The organism is Variovorax sp. J22R115, from assembly GCF_030317005.1.
GTDB lineage: Bacteria > Pseudomonadota > Gammaproteobacteria > Burkholderiales > Burkholderiaceae_C > Variovorax.
The window spans coordinates 43,529-63,971 of sequence record NZ_JASZYM010000001.1 but is presented as its reverse complement, the minus strand read 5'-3'; the positions used below and the strand labels follow the sequence as shown (position 1 = coordinate 63,971).

The following is a 20,443-nucleotide window of genomic DNA, read 5'->3' as shown; positions in this document are numbered from 1 at the left end:
GAGATTCAGTCTAGGAGGCCATCGCCTTGGCGGTGCCTCCCCTTTCGAGGGGGGAAAGGGAGGGTGCGCGCAATGGGGCGCCGCCCAGCAGGAAGTGAGACAGCGCGGGAATGAGCACGAGTGCGCCGAGCATGTTCCAGACGAACATGAAGGTCAGCAGGATGCCCATGTCGGCCTGGAACTTGATCGGCGAGAAGGCCCAGGTGACCACGCCCGCGGCCAGCGTCACGCCCACCAGCGCCACCACCTTGCCGGTGAAGCGCAGCGCATGGCGATAGGCCTCGGCCAGGGACGCACCCGCGCGTTGCTGCGCGAGCTGGATGCTCAGCAGGTACAGCGCATAGTCCACGCCGATGCCCACACCCAGCGCGATCACCGGCAGGGTCGCGACCTTGACGCCCATGCCCAGCGCGACCATCAGCGCCTCGCAAAGAATCGAAGTCACCACCAGTGGCACCACGGCGACCACCACAGCGCGCCAGCTTCGAAAGGTGATGAAGCACAGTACGATCACGGCTCCGTACACGTACAGCAGCATCGTCGTGTTGGCCTCCTTCACGACGATGTTGGTCGCGGCCTCGACGCCTGCGCTGCCGGCAGCCAGCAGGAACTGGCGCCCCGGCGCGCTGTGCGCCCTGGCAAATTCGTCGGCTGCCTTGACCACGCGGTCCAGCGTCTCGGCCTTGTGGTCGGCCAGGTAAGCCACCACGGGCATCACCGAGCACTGGTTGTTGAACAGGTCGGGGTTGCTGGTGGAGGCCGTGCGGGCCGCGTAGTTCAGCACGTCCTGGTTGGGCGAGATCGCCAACCACTTGCTGCTGCCCTCATAGGAGCCCGCGGTGATCTTGCGCACCGCATCGGCCAGCGAGACGGTCGTCTGCACGCCGGGCACCTGCTGCAAGGCCCAGCCGAGACGATCGGTTTCGATCAACGTCTCGTAGCCCAGGCAGCCTTCGGGCGGCGTCTTCACGATGACGGCGAACTGGTCGCTCGACAGCGCGTACTTGCCGGTGATGTAGGCGTGGTCGAGGTTGTAGCGCGACTGCGGCCGCAACTCCGATGCGCCCGCGTCGAGGTCGCCGATCTTCAGGTGCGTGCTGACCGCAAAGCCCCCGATCGCCAGTAATGCCGAGAACGCGATCGCGCCGACTGCCCAGCGCCGCTCGGTGAAGCGTTCGAGCAGCTTCCACACGCCGCCCTCCTCCCGCTGCTCGGCACGCAAGCTGCGCGCGGCCGCCTTCGAGCTGACGCCGGTGTACGACAGCATCACGGGCAGCAGGATCAGGTTGGTGACCACCAGCAAAGCCACGCCGATGCTGGCCGTGATGGCCAGCTCCTCGATCACCGGGATGTCGATCAGCATCAGCACCGCGAAGCCCACCGCATCGGCGGCCAGCGCGGTCAGGCCCGCGAGGAAGAGCCGGCGGAAGGTGTAACGCGCGGCCACCAGCCGGTGTGTGCCACGGCCCACGTCCTGCATGATGCCGTTCATCTTCTGCGCGCCATGGGACACGCCGATGGCGAACACGAGGAAGGGCACCAGCACCGAATACGGGTCCAGCTCATAGCCCAGGACCGTGACGAGCCCGAGCTGCCACACCACCGCGATGAGCGACGCAGCCAGCACCAGCGCAGTGCTGCGCACGCAGCGCGTCCAGCCGAAGATGATCGCGGCAGCGATCGCGGCGGCCACCGCGAAGAACACCACCATCTGCTTCAGGCCATCGAGCAGGTCGCCCACCACCTTCGCAAAGCCGACGATCCGGATCTCGACGTCCGCGCCGCCCTGCCCGTTCGCATACTTCGCGCGAATGTCCTCCAGGCGCTGCGACAGGGCCCAGTAGTCGAGCGGCGCGCCGGTGCGCACGTCCTTGTCGGCCAATGGCACGAAGATCATGCTCGACTTGTAGTCATTGCCCACCAGGCTGCCCTGGATCTGCGCACGGGCGATGTTCTGGCGCAGCTGCTCGATGTCGCGCGCCGAGCCTTCGTAGTTGTCGGGCATCACCGGGCCGCCGGAAAAGCCCTCTTCGGTGACCTCGTTCCAGCGCACCACCGGCATCCAGAGCGACTTGACGTTGGCACGGTCCACGCCGGGTGTCAGGAACAACTCGTCGTTGATCCGCTTGAGCGCTTGCAGATAGGCGGGCTCGAAGATGTCGCCGCGCTTGTTCTCCACCACCACACGCACTGCGTTGCCGAGGCCGCGCAACTCGCCGCGATGCTCGAGAAAGTTCTGGATGTACGGTTGATGGTGCGGAATGGTCTTGTCGAAGGCCGCGTTCAAGGTCAGCCGCGTGGCCTGCCATCCGAGCAACAGCGTGGCCAATGCGCACGCGAGGATGACGAAGAGGCGGTGGTTGAAGATCAGCCGCTCAAAGCGGCTGCCCGAGCGGCGGTCGAAATCCTTCAACGCGCGGATCGACGGCATGTCGGGTTGGGTGTTGACGTTCATGGCTCTCGTTCACTTCACTTGTTGCAACCGAACGCCGCCCACGCCGGCCAGGGCCAAGGTGCCCTTGCCCTGCTGCGCCACGGCGAAAGTCGGCGCGGCATTCGCGACCTTGACGCGCGCGAAGCTGGCGCCGTCATCGGTGCTCAAGAGGACGTCGCCGGCCTGGCTCACGAGCACGATCGCGCCGTCGGGGCGCACGAGGCCGCTCGCCAGTCCCGCGTTGACGCCGGTGTCGACCCGGGCCCATGTGGCGCCGCCATCCGTGCTGCGCAACGCATTGCCACGAAGCCCGAACACCACCGTGACGGCCTTCGTGCCGACCACGCCGAACAGCGTGCCCTGGTAGGGAAGGGGCACGTTCACGAAGCGCTGGCCCTCGCGATCGAGCTTGAGCACGAGCCCCTGTTCACCCACGATGAACACCGCGCCGCCCGCGCGCCGCACGGCATAGAGGTGCAGGCCCTTGGGGTTGTCGATGCGGTCCAGCCAGGGCGTCCATGTCTTGCCGCCATCCTCGGTGCGCAGGATGAGGTTGAACGCGCCGATGGCAAAGCCCTTCTCGCTGTCCTCGAACCACACGTCGAGGAAAGGCTTGTCCGCGCCTTGCGCAGCAAAGGCCTCGGCATCAACCTTCAATCGCTGCGCGGCCGGGTCATCAGTTCTGCCAGGCGTGCCGTAGGCCTTGAGGATCAGCGCGGCGGCCTGCTTGCCGTCGAGTCGCCGGTCCCAAGACTCACCGCCATTGGACGTGTGGAGGATGACACCCTCATGGCCGACCGCCCAGCCCTCATTCGGCGTGGGAAAGCTCAGCGCTGTCAGGTCGGAGCTGACCGGAACCTGCGCCTGCTTCCACGCCGCGCCGTCTTCCGACAGCAGGATGTGGCCACGCTGACCCGCCACCACCATGCGCCCACCGGCCATGGCCAGCGCATTGAAGGTCACGCGCGTGGCCAGAGCGCTGCGCGCCGCCGGCACTTGCGTCGGCGTTTGAAAGACGGGCTCGGCCGAGACGGCATTCGCCACGAGCGCGGTGCACAGTGCCGCCGCGCTCCAGTGAGTTTTCCTGAAAACCATGCTTGTCCCCATTGCTTTAGATCAAGACGGCGCCTTTCCAATGCGGCGGCCGTGACGACCCACGCCGTCACGGCCATCTGCCTCGAATCAAGGCGCTGTGTGCTTCAGCGAACGCCCTGCGACGCCAAGCTGTCCGCCGTCCATTCGGAGTCGGGCTGCGCGCTGTCCGTCACCTTCACGCCGGAGGTGCCCGGCCACAGGTTGACGTAGTAGGTGCCGGCCAGGAGGTCATAGTGGCCCGACGTCATGCTGTTGGGCGCCGTGCGGTCGTACATCTGCGTCGGATAGGCGAAACCCGCACGCCACAATTGGCTCCGGCCGTCGTACTGGTCGCTGGCCGTCACCGACCACGTGTCTTCGTCGAGGTAGAAGGTGCGACGCGAATAGATGTGGCGCTTGCCTTCCTTGAGGCTCGCCTCCACCACCCAGACGCGATGCAGTTCCCAACGCACCGCCGATGGATTGATGGACTTCGCCTGGAACACGTCCTCCGGCTTGTCGCTGTAGTTGAAGCGATAGTCGTTGTACGGGACGTACAACTCCTTCTTGCCAACCAGCTTGAAGTCGTAGCGGTCCAGCTTGCCGCTGAAAAGGTTCACGTCGTCGATGGTGGACTGGCCGCCCGTGCTGGCGTTCGGCGTGTCGTAGGCGAGGTCGGGTGCAAGTCGCACGCGGCGTTGGCCAGGCAAGTATTGCCAGGCGCGTCGCCCATTGCTGGAATAGTCAATCGGCTCGAGCGTCATGATCGCTTCGCCGGCGCGGCGCGCGGGGCCGGTGTAGTTGGCGCGGGCGCGCGCGACCAGCGTTGCCCCGCCGTCCTTGTCCTGGTAGTAGGGGGACTCGGCGGTCCAGACGCCCTGCGTTGCGAGTGTGAGATTGCCTGCGCTGTCGACGTTGTAGGCCGAATACTTGGGGAGGACGACCGAGATGCCCTGGTAGCGGGCAATGTGGTTGAGCATCGCCTCGTTGCCGGTCTTCGGAATCGGGAACGGGATGCCGGCGCGTGCACCCAGCGAGCTCATGCCATCGTCGGAAATCTTCGCGCGCGTGGCATTGGCCACGGAGTTCTCAAGCACGAACTTGGGATAGGCCGCGGTGCGATGGGTCGGGTAGACGTCGATGCGAAAGTCGGGGATGGCCTTCATCAGCGCCTGGGTGCCCGCGCTAAGCTTGTCGGCGTAGGTGGCCATGTTCTTCGCGTCGATCGAGAAGAGAGGCTTCTCGCTCGCGAAGGGGTCGGGCCGCACGTTCTTCGACTTGTCGAAGCTCGCCGGCGGAGTGGTGAGGCCGCCCGTGTATTCGGGGATCGTCCCCTCCTTGTTGCCGGCCTTTTCGGCGCCGACGGCCGTCAATTCGGCGCCGAGCTTCTTTGCCTCGTCGGCCGATACCGCGGCCTGGATTGATGCCGAATACCCGGTCAATGCACCTGCGAAAAGCAGGGCTGCTGCTGTCTTGTTCATGATGGTCTTGTCTCCGCTCAAAGCGTGGTCTTGAAGGTCAGGAAAATGGCGCCGCGGTCGCGCAGGTAGGTCTGCGAGCCGTTGGCAACGGCGATGGCACCGGCGGTGTTGAGCGTGTAGTCGCCGAAGTAGCCGATGTACTTGAGGTCGAAGCGATACTTGCTGTACAGGTCCAGCCCAAGACCGACGGCAAAGCTTCCCGCGTTCTTGTTGCCGCCGGAGGCCACCGCGGAGTTGCCACTCAGACCCACCGAGTAGCTCAGCGGCATCGAGAGATCTGCGCCCGGGAACACCTGGTACCAAGTCGGTGCGAAGTTCAGTGCGAGGCCGAAGTAGTCCTTGCTGACCTTGTCGATCGCTGTGTAGCTGTCGCGACCCTTGAAGTACTGCGCGCCCTGCGTCACCGAAGTCCAGCGGTTCCAGGTGAGTTCGCCCGACCATGAGGCGCTGTTGAACAGCGGCGTGGACGGCACCGAGCCGATCGCGTTCAATACGCCGTGCACGGTGTCGCCGCGCGCGCCGAGCAGGTCGCCCGCTGCGGGCAATTGCGCCAGCGATGTGATCTGCACGACATCGCTGTTGAGCGGCATGTTGCGGCGGTAGTTCAGGTCCGCGCCGAAGCTCACGCCCCAGAGCTGCTTGGAAAGGCTGACGCCATACATGTCGACGTCGTCGCCATAGGTTTCGAAGTACTGGCGCGGGCCGGTGGCCTTCACGACAATCTGCGGCAGCTTGTCGGAGAAGTTGCGCACATAAACGCCCATCGTGCCGTCCAGCCACTGTGGGCTCCAGTGCGACATCACGCCCCAGTCGCCGCTGTTTTTCGGCGTCAGGTCCGGGCCGCGCAATGCGCGCACCCCCGGCGCCAGCAGCAGCGATTGGCCGCCGAACTGAAGTGCGTCGTTGAAGCCCAGGTAGCTCCCGGTCTCCGGCAGGCGGCTCGCATCCCATTGGAGGAAGTACTGCGCAGCGAACGACAGCTCGGACGTCGCCTGCAGCGTGCTGGAGATCTGATTCAGCGGCCGATACAGTTCCTTCGCATCGATGCCGGGGCTCGCAAATGACTTGGCCAGGTCCAGCGGCGATTGCCCGTACGTGATGCCGTGAATGGCACCGCCACCCAGCAGCGCCTCGCCCCAGTTCACCGTGTGGCGGCCGGCGCGAAAGCTCAACGGCATCGTGCCCAGGTCAGTCGAGCCGAAGGCAAACGCATCCAGCAGTTCGCCCGATGGGCCTTCGTAGTAGCGTTTGGTGTAGTTGCTCAACCCCAAGGCCGGCTGGCCGTTGACCAGGTGATTGGAGGTGGCAACGCTCGTGTTGTCCAGGCTGCCCGAGTAGGCGTTGTCGTACCAGCCGGCGCCGCTCACGCGCGCGCCGAATTTCTTCTGGTAGACCACGTCGAATTCGCTGAGCAGGTCGACGCGGTTGTTGACGATACTGTTGTTGCCGAAGTTGCGGTCGCCGTCGTCGGCGTTGATGTTCTTCAGGATCACTGGATCCTGGCTCTGCACGCGACGCCCCAAGTTGTAGCGCACGGTGTTGTCCCAGCGCACCTGCAGGTCGTCATTGCCGGTGTCGATTTCGAACGCATTGGCGCTCAACCAAGTGCCTGCGCACAAGACCAGAGCCGCTGCGCTCAGCGCGTGTCGGCGAATGTCCGGGTGTTTCATCGTCTTCAAATCATTCATGTTGAAAAAAGTCTCTTCGGCGAGGCATGCGGGCATGGCGTGTCTTCTCCTGTAGTGGTTGTTATGCACCGCGAGAAGTTAAGGCGGAGAGGACAAGGCTCGTCCCCCCCTTTCTTGAGAGGCGGGATAACCGCCTCCGGCATTTCCCTGACCCTTCTAAAGAGGGGGGGGCGCGACCGGCAACCTCGCACCTAAGCTGGCTTTGGGCGGTGGCGCGAACGCAGTTGCGCCCCGGCAAGACCGAACGGACAGACAGGAGACACAGTGCAAGGACTACTCAGGAATATTCGCGCCCAGGGCGGGATCGGACCATTGGCGCGCCGGCTTCTCGCGTTGGCCGCGCTCGGCGGGGCTGCCATCGGCGCGTGCGCCGCGGCGTCGACGGCACCTGCTCAGAACCTCACTCCTGCCGAGGCCCGCGCGATCGCGAAGGAGGCCTACATCTACGGCTATCCGCTGGTCGACCACTACCGCATCCAGCATGCGTTCTTCGTCGAGCGCGACAACGCCGAGTACAAGGGGCCTTGGAACACAATCCACAGCAACGCGAGGGTCTACACGCCCGAGGACAAGGCGATCCAGACACCCAACTCGGACACGCCTTACTCGTACCTGGGGGCTGACCTGCGCGCCGAGCCGCTGGTGCTGACCATGCCTGCCGTTGAAAACAAGCGCTACTACGGCGCGCAGTTCATCGACGCCTACACCCACAACTTCGCCTACGTCGGCACGCGCGCCACGGGCAATGAAGCCGGCAGCTACCTGCTGGCCGGTCCGGGCTGGAAGGGCATGAAGCCTGCGGGCATCCGCGAGGTAATCCGCTCTGAAACGGAGTTCGCCTTCGTGTTCTACCGGACGCAGCTGTCGGGTCCGGCCGACATCGAGAACGTGAAGAAGGTGCAGGCCGGCTACAAGGTACAGCCGCTGTCGGCTTACCTGGGCCGGCCCGCTCCCACGCCAGCACCCGTGGTCGATTTCATCAAGCCGCTGACCATCGAACAGGAACGCAGCTCGCTCCAGTTCTTCGAGGTGCTGAACTTCGTGCTGGGCTATGCCCCAACCCACCCTTCCGAGCGCGAGCTGATGCAGCGCTTTGCGAAGCTTGGCATCGGCGCGGGTCTCAAGTTCGACGCACAAGGCCTTTCGCCCGAACTTCGCCAGGCGATCCAGGACGGCTTGGCCGATGCATGGGCCGCACAGGCACAACTGGAGAAGCAGGCGTCCGCAGGCCAGCTTGGCAGCGGCGACCTGCTGGGCAGCCGCGAGCAACTCAAGAACAACTACCTCTACCGCATGCGCGGCACGGTGGCCGGCATCTACGGCAACTCGAAGGAAGAGGCCATCTACCAGGGCTACTACACCGACGCCACCGGCCAGCGGCTCGATGGCGCGAACCGCTACGTACTGCGCTTCAAGGCCGACCAACTGCCACCGGTGAATGCGTTCTGGTCGCTCACGATGTATCGCCTGCCCTCGCGCCTGTTGGTGGCCAACCCGGTCGACCGCTACCTCATCAACTCGCCGATGCTGCCGGATCTGAAGCGCGATGCCGACGGCGGCGTGACGCTCTACATCCAGCGCGAATCACCCGGCAAGGACAAGGAAGCGAACTGGCTGCCGGCACCGGAGGGCCCCTTCCTGATGGCATTGCGCTTATTCTGGCCTAAGGCCGAGATCGCAAACGGGCAATGGAAGAAGCCGGAACTGGAGCGTGTTGAGCCCGTGGCCGCGGCGGGCGTGCCGGTCACGATGGAGAACTTCACGCGCGCCGAGTCGCATTGGTTCTTCGGAAATGTCGCGCGAAACGGCGGCTTCGGGCAGTTCCGACATAACCGCACGCTGGCATCGGTCGACCGCCAGTTGGTCGTGCGCACGAACCGCGACACGCTCTATTCGAGCGCGGTGTTCGACCTCGACGCTGGCCCCGTGACCGTGACGCTGCCCGACGCAGGCCAGCGCTTCATCTCCATGCAGTCCTACAACGAAGACCACTACACGCCCGGCGTGGTCTACCGCCCCGGCGAATACCGCTTCACACGCGAATCGGTGGGCACGCGCTATGTGCTGATCGGCATCCGCACACTGGTCGACCCTGCGGACCCAAATGACGTGGCGCAGGCGAATGCCGTGCAAGACGCCATCCGGTCGAGCCAGGCTTCCACGGGCCGCTATCAAACGCCGAACTGGGATGCGGCCAGCCAGAAGAAAGTGCGAGACGCACTGCTCGCACTCGGCGAAACGGTGCCTGAACTCAAGCGCAGCTTCGGGATGCGGGAGCAGGTCGACCCGGTGCGCCACCTCGTCGCCAGCGCCACGGCCTGGGGCGGCAGTCCGGAACAGGACGTGATCTACCTGGCCGTCACGCCGGATCGCAACGACGGCAATACGATCTACCAGCTCTCGGTGAAGGACGTGCCGGTGGACGCGTTCTGGTCGGTCACGGTGTACAACGCAAAGGGCTACATCGAGCCGAACGCGCAAGGCGCCTACACGGTCAGCAGCGTGACTGCCCGCAAGGCGCCGGACGGCACCGTCGAGTTGCAGTTCGGCGGCTGCGAGCCCGCGGTAGCGAACTGCCTGCCGCTCGCTCCGGGCTGGAACTACCTCGTGCGGCTTTACCGTCCGCGGGCGCAGTTGCTGGACGGCCTGTGGGTCTTTCCGCAGGCGCAGGCGGCGGACTGATGAGACGGGGCCGTAAATGCCCCCAGATGAAGGAAATCAGTGCATGGGGCGAGGGGCCGATTCCCTTCACTCCGCCTTTTGATCCGAGGCAGTCGGGAAACCACGCGTCGATCGCTTTGGCCCGCGATCGGGCACGACCGGCGATCGCGCCACCCCTCATTTATGGGTGGGGTCAGCACAGGAGCTTCCGTGGTCTCCTTGTGGCCATCTGAAGCCGCGACTGCACGTCGCCTCCTCCGTCCGCATGAACCCAGAACTCATCCTCTCCCGCAGCGACCTCGACTTCCTGCTTTTCGACTGGCTCCAGGTCGATGCCCTCGCCGATCGCCCCCGTTTTGCCGGCCAAGACCGCTTCGACTACGCATCGGTCTTGGACACCTACGCCCGGATCGCTAGCGAACTCTTCGCCACGCACAACAAGAAGAACGACAGCCTGGAACCTTCTTTCGACGGCGAGGAGGTGACCGTCATCCCCGAAGTCGGCGTGGCCCTGCGCGCGTTCTCCGAAGCCGGCCTGATGTCCGCGGCATTTCCCGAGCAATGGGGCGGCATGGGCCTGCCCTCTGTGGTGGAACGCGCCGGCTTTGCATACCTGATGGCGGCCAACGTCGCGACCGCGGGCTATGCCTTCCTGACCATCGGCAACGCCAACCTGCTGATGGCGCACGGCAAGCCGGACCAGGTCGCGAAGTATGTGCCTGCGATGGCGCAGGGACGTTTCTTCGGCACGATGTGCCTCTCGGAGCCGCAGGCTGGCTCCAGCCTGGCCGACATCCGCACGAAGGCCGTGCCGGCCGCGGACGGCCGCTATCGCTTGTTCGGCAACAAGATGTGGATCTCCGGCGGCGACCATGAGGTGTCGGAGAACATCGTGCACCTCGTGCTTGCCAAGATCCCCGATGCGAGCGGGCAGCTCCCGCCCGGCGTGCAGGGCATTTCGCTGTTCACCGTGCCGCGCAGACTCGTGAAGGAGGATGGCAGCCTGGGCGAGCGCAACGACGTGGTGCCGGCGGGCGTGAACCACAAGATGGGCCAGCGCGGACTGGTCAACTGCCTGCTCAACTTCGGCGAAGGCAAATTCCGGCCTGAGGGCGAGGCCGGTGCGATCGGCGAGATCGTCGGCGAGCCCGGCCAGGGCCTGGCGTACATGTTCCACATGATGAACGAGGCGCGCATCTCGGTGGGCCTGACAGCCGCCGCGCTGGCCTGCACCGGCTACCTGCACGCGCTCGACTACGCGAAAACACGCACCCAGGGCCGCACGCGCGGCCAGCGCGATCCGGCCTCGCCGCCGGTGCCCATCATCCAGCACGCCGACGTGCGTCGCATGCTGCTCGCGCAGAAGGCCTATGCCTCCGTCGCGTTGGCACTTTGCCTGTACGCTGCGCGCCTGAACGACGACGTGCACTCGCTTGAGGACGCGGAGGCGCGCACGGAATCCCATCTCCTGCTCGAACTGCTGACGCCCACCGTCAAGAGCTGGACGGCCCAGTGGGGTCTTGCAGCCAACGATTTGGCGATCCAGGTCCATGGCGGCTACGGCTACACCCGCGAGTACAACGTCGAGCAGTTCTATCGTGACAACCGCATCAACCCGATCCACGAAGGCACCTTCGGCATTCAGGCCATCGACCTGCTGGGCCGCAAGACGCGCATGGCGCACGGCGCGGCCATGAAGCTGCTGGCCGCGCGCATTGCGGCGACCAGTGAAGCGGCCGCCCTTGTCGAACCTCTGCAGCAATACGCCGTTTCGCTCCGCGCCGAATGGCACTGCTTGCGCGGCGTCACCGAAAAGCTGCATGCGCTGCCGGATAGCGACCTGCAACTGGCCAACGCCGGACCCTACCTTGAAGCCTTCGGCCATGTCGTGGCCGCCTGGCTGTGGCTAGACCAAGCCGTGGCTGCCACCGCGTTGCTGCAGGGCCCGCAGGGCAACGACTTCCATCGCGGCAAGGTCGCCGCCTGCGACTATTTCTTTGGCTGGGAACTGCCCAAGGTCGCCGCCTGGCTCGCCGTGCTGGACCCGGTGGAACGCACGCCGCTGGACACGCCCGCGGGCTGGCTCTGAGTTCGCCCGCACGACTATTCAATTCACCTGGAAACGAAATGAGAAAGATCGATCTGACCGGCAAAGTTGCCATCGTCACCGGCGCGGGTGCCGGCCTGGGGCGAGAGCACGCCCTGCTGCTGGCGCGCCTGGGCGCAAAGGTGGTCGTCAATGACCTCGGCAGCGACCTCAACGGCCGCGGCGGCAGCGCCTCTGCAGCGCAGAAGGTGGTCGACGAGATCGCCGCCATGGGCGGCGAAGCCTTGGCCAACGGCGCCTCGGTCACCGACTTCGAAGCCGTGAAGCGGATGGTGGCCGACACCGTGGCGCGCTGGGGCCGTGTGGACATCCTCGTCAACAATGCCGGCATCCTGCGCGACAAGAGCTTCGCCAAGATGGAGATCGAGGATTTCCGTACCGTGGTCGAGGTGCACCTGATGGGCGCCGTGCACTGCACCAAGGCCGTGTGGGAGACGATGCGCCAGCAAGGCTGGGGCCGCATCGTGATGACCACCTCGTCCTCCGGCCTGTACGGCAACTTCGGGCAGGCCAACTATGGCGCGGCCAAGATGGCGCTGGTGGGCCTCATGCAGACGCTCTCACTCGAAGGCGAGAAGCACGGCATCCGCGTGAACTGCCTCGCGCCGACCGCGGGCACGCGCATGCTCGACGGGCTGATGCCGCAAGACAAGCTCTCCGCGCTGTCGCCGGCTGCCGTGAGCCCCGCCATCGGGGCGCTGGTTGCCGAGGACGCACCCACGCGCATGGTGCTTTGCGCCGGCGCGGGCAGCTTCGAGGCAGCGCACATCACCCTGACGCGTGGCATCCACCTGGGCACGGGTGAACAGGTCGTGCACGAACTGGCCGCCCGACTGCCGGACGTGGCCGAACGCTACGCCGAGACGGTGCCCCGCAGCGGCGCGGCGCAAGGCGACCTGGAACTGAACCACGCCGGCTTCGCGCCTGCTGCCATTGCCGCCATCGCGGCCTGATTTCAGAACATCGAGAGAAGAAGCATGATCGACGCCGTCATCGTTTCCACCGCGCGCACGCCCATCGGCAGAGCCTTTCGCGGCACCTTCAACGAAACCAAGTCCCCCACCCTGCTCGGCCATGCCATCGCGCATGCGGTGCAGCGTGCCGGCATCGACCCCGAGCGCATCGAAGACGCCGTGATGGGCTCGGTGTTGACGGCCGGCACCGCTGGCTCCAACGTCGCACGCCAGGCGGTGCTGGCCGCCGGCCTGCCCGCCACGGTCGCCGCGCAGACCATCGACCGCCAGTGCGCCTCCGGCCTGATGGCGATCGCCGCCGCTGCCAAGCAGGTGATCGTCGACGGCATGGAAGTCGTGCTGGCAGGAGGACAGGAAAACATCTCTGCCGTCCAGCAGCGCTACTTCGATTGGGTGGCCGCCGAGCAGGACCCCAACGTGCTGGCCCGCGTCCCACATGCACATATGCCGATGCTCCAGACGGCAGAGTTCGTCTCGCGAAAGTACGCCATCTCGCGCGAGGTCCAGGACCAATACGCACTCGAGTCGCAGCATCGCACGGCACGCGCCCAGGCCGAGGGTTGCTTCGACGCGGAGATCGTGCCGATCACGACGCACATGGTGGTGACGGACAAGGCAACGGGCGACACGAGCCGCAAGCAGGTGACGATTGCCAGCGACGAGGGCAACCGGCCGGGGACGACGCTGGAGAGCCTGGTGGCACTCAAGCCCGTGCTCGAGGGCGGCGTGGTCACGGCGGGCAACGCCAGCCAGCTCTCCGACGGCGCGAGCGCCTGCGTGGTGATGAATGGCACGCTGGCACAGCGGCTCGGACTCCAGCCACTGGGCATTTACCGCGGAATGGCCGTCGCCGGCAATGCGCCAGAGGAGATGGGTATCGGGCCGATCTACGCCATCCCCAGACTGCTCAAGCAGCATGGTCTGAAGGTGGAAGACATCGACCTGTGGGAACTCAACGAGGCATTCGCATGCCAGGTGCTGTACTGCCGTGACCATCTGGGCATCGACCCTGCGAAGTACAACGTCAACGGCGGCAGCATCGCCGTCGGGCATCCCTACGGCATGACTGGGGCGCGTCTGGCCGGGCATGCGCTGATCGAGGGCAAGCGGCGCGGGGCCAAACGTGTGGTGGTGTCAATGTGCGTCGGCGGAGGCATGGGCGCAGCCGCGCTGTTCGAGATTGCGTGATCCCGGTATGGGACGACCGCCGGATCTCTATCCGGCACGGCGGCCACCCCTCCTTGATCACGGCTGCGGCCGCTTCTGGCTCTGAAGAAAGTCCTGCACGAGATTCGACCGGTCGAAGGACTTCGCAGCCTGCACCGGCGGGTAATCCGCCAGCGTCTTGAGGTGCGCGCCGATCAGCTCGCCCATCGGACCGGAGATCCACGAGTTCTTCTGGATCATATGGCCATAGGAGTCCTTGCTGTCATAGCTCTCGAACGGATCGCTGCGCAGGTTGAACATCAGCGGTGCGAAGCGCGGCACGACCTGCGCGTAGTAGTCCTCCTTGGTCGAGAAGTGGAGCTTCCACGGACCCATGCGCACCGCAGTCAGCTTGCTCTCGATGTAGTAAAGGAGGCTGTTGCGCGCGCTGTCGGGCGACTTACCGGTCCAGTAGTCGAGGTTGTTGACGCCGTCGATGTACTGCTTCTTCTGCGTCTTCATCTGCTCGGCCACATCCGGCACCCCGGCCGCGGCCGCGAAGGTCGTGAACATGTCCTGGTGCGCCTGGATGCCGTTCTTGATCTGGCCCGGCTTGATCACGCCCGGCCAGCGCAGCATCGAGATGACACGCACGCCGCCTTCGTAGGTGGTCATCTTCTCGCCGCGAAACGGCGTCGTTGCGCCGTCCGGCCATGACGAGTGCTCCGGCCCGTTGTCGGTGGAATACCAGACGATGGTGTTCTCGTCCATGCCGTTCTTCTTGAGGAAGTCGAGCACCTGCCCGATGTCGTGGTCATGCTGCAGCATGCCGCTGCCGTGCGAGTCGTCTTCGTGCGTGTACTTCGCGGCGGCGTGGTCCCACTTCTCGCCAAGGCGCGTGTACAGGTGCATGCGGCTGGTGTTGAGCCAGACGAAGAAGGGCTTGCCCTCCTTCTTCGAGCTGCGCATGAAGTCCATCGCCTTCGGAATGATCTCGCCGCCGTCGAAATCTTCCATCCGCTTCATCGTCAGCGGTCCGGTGTCTTCGATTTTCTGCTTGCCGACGCGACCGAAGCGCGGATCGACCGTGGGGTCGTCCTGCTCGGTCGCCCAGGTGTGCAGCACGCCGCGGGTCTGGAACTTCTTCGCGAATGCCGCCGGGCCACCGGGGTAGTTCTTGGCGAAGTTCTGGTAGTCGCCGTATTCGTTCTGTTCCTCTGTATTGAGGTGGTACAGGTTGCCGAAGAACTCATCGAAGCCGTGCATGGTCGGCAGGTGCGAGTTGTTGTCGCCCAGGTGGTTCTTGCCGAACTGGCCGGTGCGGTAGCCCGCCGTCTTCAGCACTTCAGCCAGGCTGGGCGACGCGGCCTGCATGCCCAGCTTGTCGCCCGGCTGGCCCACCGTGGTCATGCCCGAGCGGATCGGGTACTGCCCGGTGATGAAGGCCGCGCGGCCGGCGGTGCACGAGGGCTGGCCGTAGTGGTCGGTGAAGCGGATGCCCTCCGTGCCGATGCGGTCGAGGTTCGGCGTGGTGTAGCCCATGGTGCCCATGCCGTAGGCGCTCACGTTCTGCCAGCCGATGTCGTCGCCCCAGATGACGAGGATGTTGGGTTGCTTCGCCGTCTGGGCTTGCGCCGGTGCCAGCGCAAGCAGTGCGCAAGCGGCGCTGGCCGCGGCCAGCACTCGCCTGATGCTCTTGATCATGAATGTCTCCCTATTGAATGAATTGCGCGGATCTTGCGGCCTAAGGCGGCGCCCGTGATCACCGCCACGCGTCCTTCAAAGTTCTTCATGGCTCACCTCGATCGCCTCGAGCGCGAGCCGCAGCTCCACCGGCAATGGCATTGGCCGGCGCGTCGCGCGGTCCACGTAGACATGCACGAAGTGGCCCTGCGCCGCGGCCTGTTGCCCGTCGTTGGCGAACAGGCCCACCTCGTAGCGCACGCTCGAAGTCCCCAGATGCGACACGCGCAGTCCGGCACGCACGATGTCTGGGAACGCGATGGAAGAGAAATAGCTGCAGCCGGTTTCGACCACCAGGCCCACCGAGGGGCTGCACCCGAAGTCCAGCACCTTCTGCTCCATCAGCCATGCGTTGACCACCGTGTCGAACCAGCTGTAGTAGACGACGTTGTTGACGTGCGCATAGACATCGTTGTCCATCCAGCGCGTCGTGATGTCGCGGAAGTAGCGGTAGGCGCTGCGTGCCTTCGGTGCCGGTCTGCTCATGACCTCAGGCCTCGGCTTTCAGGCGACGCACGCGGATGTCGGCCTGCTCCTTGTGGCCCGACATGTGCTCGTAGCCGCACAGGCGCGAGCAGTACTCGCCGACCATCACGCTCGCCTCGTCGGTCAGCACGCGCTGGTAGGTATGCGTCTTGATGAACTTGCCGACCCACAGGCCGCCGGTGTAGCGGCCCGCACCCATCGTCGGCAGCGTGTGGTTGGTGCCGATGACCTTGTCGCCATAGCTCACGTTGGTGCGATGACCCAGGAATAGCGCGCCGTAGCGGGTCATGCGCTGCAGGTACCAGTCCGGGTTCTTCGTCATCACCTGCACGTGCTCGGAGCACAGGCGCTCGGCCACTTGAAGCGCTTCTTCATCGGTGTCGCACAGGTGGATCTCGCCATGGTCGCGCCAGGAGACGCTGGCGACCGGTGCCGTGTCCAGACGCTGGAGCACCTTCTCGATCGCGGCGGGCAGTTCCTCGGCGATCTTCTTGCTCGTCGTCACGCAATAGGCCGGCGAAGTCGGGCCGTGCTCGGCCTGGCCCAGCAGGTCGACCGCGACCAGTTCGGCATCCACCGTGTCGTCGCAGATCACCATCGTTTCAGTAGGACCGGCGAACAGGTCGATGCCGACGCGGCCATAGAGCCGGCGCTTGGCCTCGGCCACGTAGGCATTGCCGGGGCCGACGATCATGTCGACCGCGGCGATGCTCTCCGTGCCGAGGGCCATCGCCGCCACCGCCTGAACGCCGCCCATGCAGTAGATCTCGTCGGCGCCGGCCAAATGCATGGCCGCCACGATCTCGGGGCAGGGCTTGCCTTCGAAAGGCGGCGCCGCGGCGATCACGCGCTTGACGCCGGCCACCTTGGCGGTCAGAACGCTCATGTGCGCGCTGGCGATCAGCGGGTACTTGCCGCCGGGGATGTAGCAGCCCACCGAATTGACCGGGATGTTGCGATGGCCCAGCACCACGCCTGGCAACGTCTCGACCTCCACATCGTGCATCGAGCTCTTCTGGATTTCAGCGAAGCGGCGGATCTGCGCCTGCGCGAAGCGGATGTCCTCCAACGTCTGCGCGGGCAAGCCGGCGATGCACTCGTCAATCTGCGCCTGGGTGAGTCTGAAGCTCGCCGGCGCCCATCGGTCGAACTTCTGCGAGTAGTGGCGAACCGAGGCGTCGCCGCTCTGCTCGATGTCCGAGAGGATGGCTTCGACGGTGCCGCGCACCTGCGCCTGGTTGCCGGCTTTGGCTTGGGCCGTTTGGCCGCTCTTGATAACCTTGATCATGGATTCTCTGTGTGGTTGAAGATGTTTCGGCCTCAGGCCGTTCGAGTGCGAAGCGCGGGCGCGACCCGCTTGAATACCGTCAGCAGAATGAGCGCGGCCACGACGTACACGCTCATCACGAAATACAGGCTGTGAACCGTGCCGCCGGTGGCGGCGTTGATTGCGGTGGTCACCGGCGGGGCGATGGCGCCGCCGAGGTTGCCGATGCTGCTGACCAGCGCGATGCCGGCCGCCACGGAGGTCCTGGGCAGGTAGTCGGAAACGATGGCGAAGAACACGGGCGGCACCGAGGCGATGCCCATCACGGCCAGGCTCAGGCCCGCGATCGACGCGACGAGATTCCCGTTGGCCATCGCGATGACCAAGAGGCCCGCCACCACCACCAGCGCCGCGCCGGTGAAATGCCAGCGCCGTTCCTGGTGGCGGTCCGAACTGCGGCCCAGCAGGACCACGCCAAACGCCGCACACACCTGTGGGAGCGCCGCGTAGACGCCGATCTTCAGCATGTCGCTGACGCCCCAGCTCCTGATCAGCGTTGGCGTCCAGAAGGCGATCGAATACGTGCCCGCCACCACCAGCACGTAGGCCAGCGACAACGCCCAGACCTTGGGGTCGCGCAGCAGGTCGAACAAGGATGCATGCGCGGCCTTGTCCACCGATTGGCCCTGCGCATCGAGTTGGCGGCGCAGGGCCGCCTTTTGCTCAGTGCTGAGCCATGGAGCCTGCTCCGGCTTGTCCACCAGGAAGAAGTAGGCCACGATGCCCAGCAGCGGCGCAGGCAGGCCCTGCACGAGAAACAGCCACTGCCAGCCGTGCCAGCCGTTGGCGCCATGGAGGTACTTCATGATGGCACCTGACAGGGGCCCGGCGATGAGGCTCGCCACGATGGCGCCGAGCAGGAAGACCGCGATCATGCGCGCGCGCCGCGCCGGGGGATACCAGTAGGTGAGGTACAGCAGCACGCCGGGCGTGAAGCCCGCCTCGAATGCGCCGAGCAGGAAGCGCAGCACGTAGAACTGAACGGGCGTTTGCACGAACATCATCGCCACCGCCACGAGGCCCCAGCAGACCATGATGCGCAGCAGCGTCTTGCGCACGCCGATCTTCTCGAGCATCAGGTTGCTCGGCACCTCGAACAGCAAATAGCCGATGAAGAAGATGCCCGCGCCCAGGGCATAGACCGCATCGCTGAAAGCCAGCGTGTCCTTCATCTGCAGCTGCGCGTAACCGACGTTGATGCGGTCCAGAAAGGCGATCACGTAGGCCGCCAGCAGCAGCGGCATGATGCGCCAGCTGATCTTCGAATACATCGCCCGGTCGGCGGGCGTTTCGTTCAATGGGCTTGTTGCCTGGTTCATGACTTGTCTCCTTTTTTGATGATGTGATGTGCCCCGAAATCGCCCCGCTCCTAGGCGGATGAGCGCAGCACGAGCTGCCCCGGCACTTCGCGCAGCGCCTCGGAAGCGGTGCCTCGTGGGCGGCCTTCGTCGAGCAGCCCGATGACGCAATCGATCATTTCGCTCACCGGCTGGCGCACGGTGGTCAGGTCATGCTCCGGCCATGCCGCGGCGCGTATGTCATCGAAGCCGACGACGGCCACGTCCTGCGGCACGCGAAGGCTGGTGTGCGTGCGCAGGTGGCCGAGCACGGCGAGGGCCATCACGTCGTTGGCGCAGAACACCGCGTCCATGGCCGGCTTGCCGGCACCGAACAGTTCGGCAGCCGCGGCACGCGCGCCCTCATGCGAATAGCTGCCTTGCACGAGAGCGGCCAGCCGCAGGCCATGCGCCGACAGACCGCGCTCGAAGCCACGCAGGCGGTCGGCCGTGGTGGAGACGCCCGGGTCGCCCGAGACGAAGGCGCAGGCTCGGCGCCCCTGCCCCGCGAGGTAGCTGGCCACCTCTTCGCCCATGCGCTCGTTGTCGCAGCAGACAGACCAGACCGTCGGATCCTCGACGCGCCGGTTCATGAAGACGACAGGAACACCCTGGCGCATGCACAGTTCCGACATGCGCGAAGACAGCCGCGCCGCGGTCACCACGATCGCGTCGACCTGGTATTGCAGCAACTGAGGCATCAGTTCATCTGCGTCGCCGCCCTTGTGCACGACGAAAAGAAGCAGTTGCCGGCCGGCCTTTCTGAGCTGAAGGGACAGTTCCTCGAGCACTTCGGGGTAGAAGGGATTGGCAAAGTCGCCCATCACGAGCGCGACGATGCCGGAGCGCCGCTGGTTCAGCGAGCGCGCGATGGCGTTGGGCCTGTAGCCGGCTTCATCGGCGACCGCGATGATTCGCTGGCGCAATTCATCGGAGATGCGCGAGTGCTTGTCGAAGGCGCGCGAAATGGTCGACGTGGCGACCCCGATCTGCCTGGCGAGATCCTTCGCCGCGACGCGCCCGCGAATCGGGGCGGCACGGTGGGCTGCTGATGTGGCAGAGGCGATCTTGTGGGCCATGTCGAAGTGTTCGGAGGGTTGTGCACACGTGTGCACGCTTGAGTCCAATGGTGCGGGCGGTAGCTGGCAACCCGCCCCCCCCTTTTGGAATGGGGCCGGCCGCTGCGGCCCCTCTCTTCCGCGTCCCTTACAGGGACGAGCAGAGATGCCCGCCGTCGACCGGCACGCAGGCGCCCGTCATCCACGAGCCCGCCTCCGTTGCCATCAGCAGCAGCAGGCCGTTGAGCTCTTCTGGCTTGCCGAAACGGCCCATCGGAATGCGCTGGAGCAGCGCCCTGCCCTGCTCCGTCTCCAATCCGGCATTGGTCATCTCTGTTCCGATGTAGCCCGGCTCGATCGCGTTGACGCGAATGCCGTGCTCTGCCCATTCGAGCGCGAGGCTCTTGGTCATATGCACGACGGCGGCCTTGGAGGTCGCGTAAGGCGCGATGCGATGCTTGACGCGCTCCGCCTGGATCGAGGCGATGTTGATGATCGAGCCGCCACGCCCGGCTTCCTTCCAGCGCCGCGCGGCTTGCACCGCGACCAGCCACACGCCGCGAACGTTGGTCGTCATCACCGCATCGAAGTCCTGTGTCGACACTGCGAGCGCCTCGCCTGCGTTGCCGATGCCGGCGTTGTTGACCACGACGTCGAGCATGTCGCCCGAGGCGTCGATCGCGCCGAACGCGTCTGCGATCGACGCTTCGGAAGCAACGTCCATCTCGATGACGGTCACTTGCGCAGCGCCGAGTCGGCCGAGCTTTTCGGCGAGCCCCTCGAGCCTGGTCTTGCGCCGCGCCGCGATCACCACCTTGGCCCCGCAACCGGCAGCGAGCCGCGCGAAGTTTTCACCGAGCCCCGACGAGGCTCCCGTGACGAGCACCCGCTTGCCTGCGAGCATTGCACCCAGATTCATTCCTTTTT

14 protein-coding genes are annotated in these 20,443 nt (G+C 65.5%); 4 read left to right on the top strand and 10 right to left on the bottom strand.

The window, feature by feature from the left end; translation table 11 throughout:
• Positions 1–10 precede the first annotated feature (10 nt).
• From QTI04_RS00225 to QTI04_RS00210, 4 genes are all read right to left on the bottom strand, one after another.
• Positions 11–2,455: an RND family transporter gene (locus QTI04_RS00225; RefSeq protein WP_286613640.1), complete on the bottom strand. Its 2,445-nt coding sequence runs from the start codon at positions 2,453–2,455 to the stop codon at positions 11–13.
• A 9-nt stretch (positions 2,456–2,464) separates the two neighbouring features.
• Entirely contained in the window at positions 2,465–3,529 is a 1,065-nt protein-coding gene (locus QTI04_RS00220) for a YCF48-related protein (RefSeq protein WP_286613639.1), read from the bottom strand.
• 104 nt (positions 3,530–3,633) lie between these two features.
• On the bottom strand, positions 3,634–4,989 hold the full coding sequence (locus tag QTI04_RS00215) for a DUF1329 domain-containing protein (protein ID WP_286613637.1): 1,356 nt from the start codon (positions 4,987–4,989) through the stop codon (positions 3,634–3,636).
• Between the two features lie 17 nt (positions 4,990–5,006).
• Entirely contained in the window at positions 5,007–6,677 is a 1,671-nt protein-coding gene (locus QTI04_RS00210) for a DUF1302 domain-containing protein (protein WP_286613636.1), read from the bottom strand.
• 264 nt (positions 6,678–6,941) lie between these two features.
• On the opposite strand from QTI04_RS00210, the gene QTI04_RS00205 reads away from it, so the two are divergent.
• From QTI04_RS00205 to QTI04_RS00190, 4 genes are all read left to right on the top strand, one after another.
• Positions 6,942–9,359: a DUF1254 domain-containing protein gene (locus QTI04_RS00205; protein ID WP_286613635.1), complete on the top strand. Its 2,418-nt coding sequence runs from the start codon at positions 6,942–6,944 to the stop codon at positions 9,357–9,359.
• 244 nt (positions 9,360–9,603) lie between these two features.
• A complete protein-coding gene (locus QTI04_RS00200) occupies positions 9,604–11,427 on the top strand; it encodes an acyl-CoA dehydrogenase (protein WP_286613633.1) in 1,824 nt (607 codons plus the stop codon).
• Between the two features lie 38 nt (positions 11,428–11,465).
• On the top strand, positions 11,466–12,398 hold the full coding sequence (locus QTI04_RS00195) for an SDR family NAD(P)-dependent oxidoreductase (RefSeq protein WP_286613632.1): 933 nt from the start codon (positions 11,466–11,468) through the stop codon (positions 12,396–12,398).
• Between the two features lie 24 nt (positions 12,399–12,422).
• On the top strand, positions 12,423–13,607 hold the full coding sequence (locus QTI04_RS00190) for an acetyl-CoA C-acyltransferase (protein WP_286613631.1): 1,185 nt from the start codon (positions 12,423–12,425) through the stop codon (positions 13,605–13,607).
• A gap of 57 nt (positions 13,608–13,664) precedes the next feature.
• Here the strand turns inward: QTI04_RS00190 and QTI04_RS00185 are convergent, their stop codons facing one another.
• The 6 genes from QTI04_RS00185 to QTI04_RS00160 form a co-directional block, all read right to left on the bottom strand.
• Positions 13,665–15,269: an arylsulfatase gene (locus QTI04_RS00185; RefSeq protein ID WP_286613629.1), complete on the bottom strand. Its 1,605-nt coding sequence runs from the start codon at positions 15,267–15,269 to the stop codon at positions 13,665–13,667.
• A gap of 75 nt (positions 15,270–15,344) precedes the next feature.
• Entirely contained in the window at positions 15,345–15,794 is a 450-nt protein-coding gene (locus tag QTI04_RS00180) for a thioesterase family protein (protein ID WP_286613627.1), read from the bottom strand.
• 4 nt (positions 15,795–15,798) lie between these two features.
• Positions 15,799–17,082, bottom strand: a complete 1,284-nt coding sequence (gene hisD, locus QTI04_RS00175) for a histidinol dehydrogenase (RefSeq protein ID WP_286613626.1) — start codon at positions 17,080–17,082, stop codon at positions 15,799–15,801.
• 32 nt (positions 17,083–17,114) lie between these two features.
• Positions 17,115–18,440 (bottom strand): MFS transporter, encoded by a 1,326-nt coding sequence (locus tag QTI04_RS00170; protein ID WP_286613625.1) that lies wholly within the window; start codon positions 18,438–18,440, stop codon positions 17,115–17,117.
• A 50-nt stretch (positions 18,441–18,490) separates the two neighbouring features.
• Positions 18,491–19,537: a LacI family DNA-binding transcriptional regulator gene (locus tag QTI04_RS00165; RefSeq protein ID WP_286613622.1), complete on the bottom strand. Its 1,047-nt coding sequence runs from the start codon at positions 19,535–19,537 to the stop codon at positions 18,491–18,493.
• A gap of 127 nt (positions 19,538–19,664) precedes the next feature.
• Positions 19,665–20,435, bottom strand: a complete 771-nt coding sequence (locus tag QTI04_RS00160; protein WP_286613620.1) for an SDR family NAD(P)-dependent oxidoreductase — start codon at positions 20,433–20,435, stop codon at positions 19,665–19,667.
• Between the last annotated feature and the right edge of the window lie 8 nt (positions 20,436–20,443).

What these genes read in the sequence shown, in the direction of transcription:
- QTI04_RS00225 (WP_286613640.1), bottom strand. Translation starts at nt 2,455, where the DNA reads ATGAACGTCAACACCCAACCCGACATGCCGTCGATCCGCGCGTTGAAG.
- QTI04_RS00220 (WP_286613639.1), bottom strand. Translation starts at nt 3,529, where the DNA reads ATGGTTTTCAGGAAAACTCACTGGAGCGCGGCGGCACTGTGCACCGCG.
- QTI04_RS00215 (WP_286613637.1), bottom strand. Translation starts at nt 4,989, where the DNA reads ATGAACAAGACAGCAGCAGCCCTGCTTTTCGCAGGTGCATTGACCGGG.
- QTI04_RS00210 (WP_286613636.1), bottom strand. Translation starts at nt 6,677, where the DNA reads ATGAATGATTTGAAGACGATGAAACACCCGGACATTCGCCGACACGCG.
- QTI04_RS00200 (WP_286613633.1), top strand. Translation starts at nt 9,604, where the DNA reads ATGAACCCAGAACTCATCCTCTCCCGCAGCGACCTCGACTTCCTGCTT.
- QTI04_RS00195 (WP_286613632.1), top strand. Translation starts at nt 11,466, where the DNA reads ATGAGAAAGATCGATCTGACCGGCAAAGTTGCCATCGTCACCGGCGCG.
- QTI04_RS00190 (WP_286613631.1), top strand. Translation starts at nt 12,423, where the DNA reads ATGATCGACGCCGTCATCGTTTCCACCGCGCGCACGCCCATCGGCAGA.
- QTI04_RS00185 (WP_286613629.1), bottom strand. Translation starts at nt 15,269, where the DNA reads ATGATCAAGAGCATCAGGCGAGTGCTGGCCGCGGCCAGCGCCGCTTGC.
- QTI04_RS00180 (WP_286613627.1), bottom strand. Translation starts at nt 15,794, where the DNA reads ATGAGCAGACCGGCACCGAAGGCACGCAGCGCCTACCGCTACTTCCGC.
- hisD (WP_286613626.1), bottom strand. Translation starts at nt 17,082, where the DNA reads ATGATCAAGGTTATCAAGAGCGGCCAAACGGCCCAAGCCAAAGCCGGC.
- QTI04_RS00170 (WP_286613625.1), bottom strand. Translation starts at nt 18,440, where the DNA reads ATGAACCAGGCAACAAGCCCATTGAACGAAACGCCCGCCGACCGGGCG.
- QTI04_RS00165 (WP_286613622.1), bottom strand. Translation starts at nt 19,537, where the DNA reads ATGGCCCACAAGATCGCCTCTGCCACATCAGCAGCCCACCGTGCCGCC.
- QTI04_RS00160 (WP_286613620.1), bottom strand. Translation starts at nt 20,435, where the DNA reads ATGAATCTGGGTGCAATGCTCGCAGGCAAGCGGGTGCTCGTCACGGGA.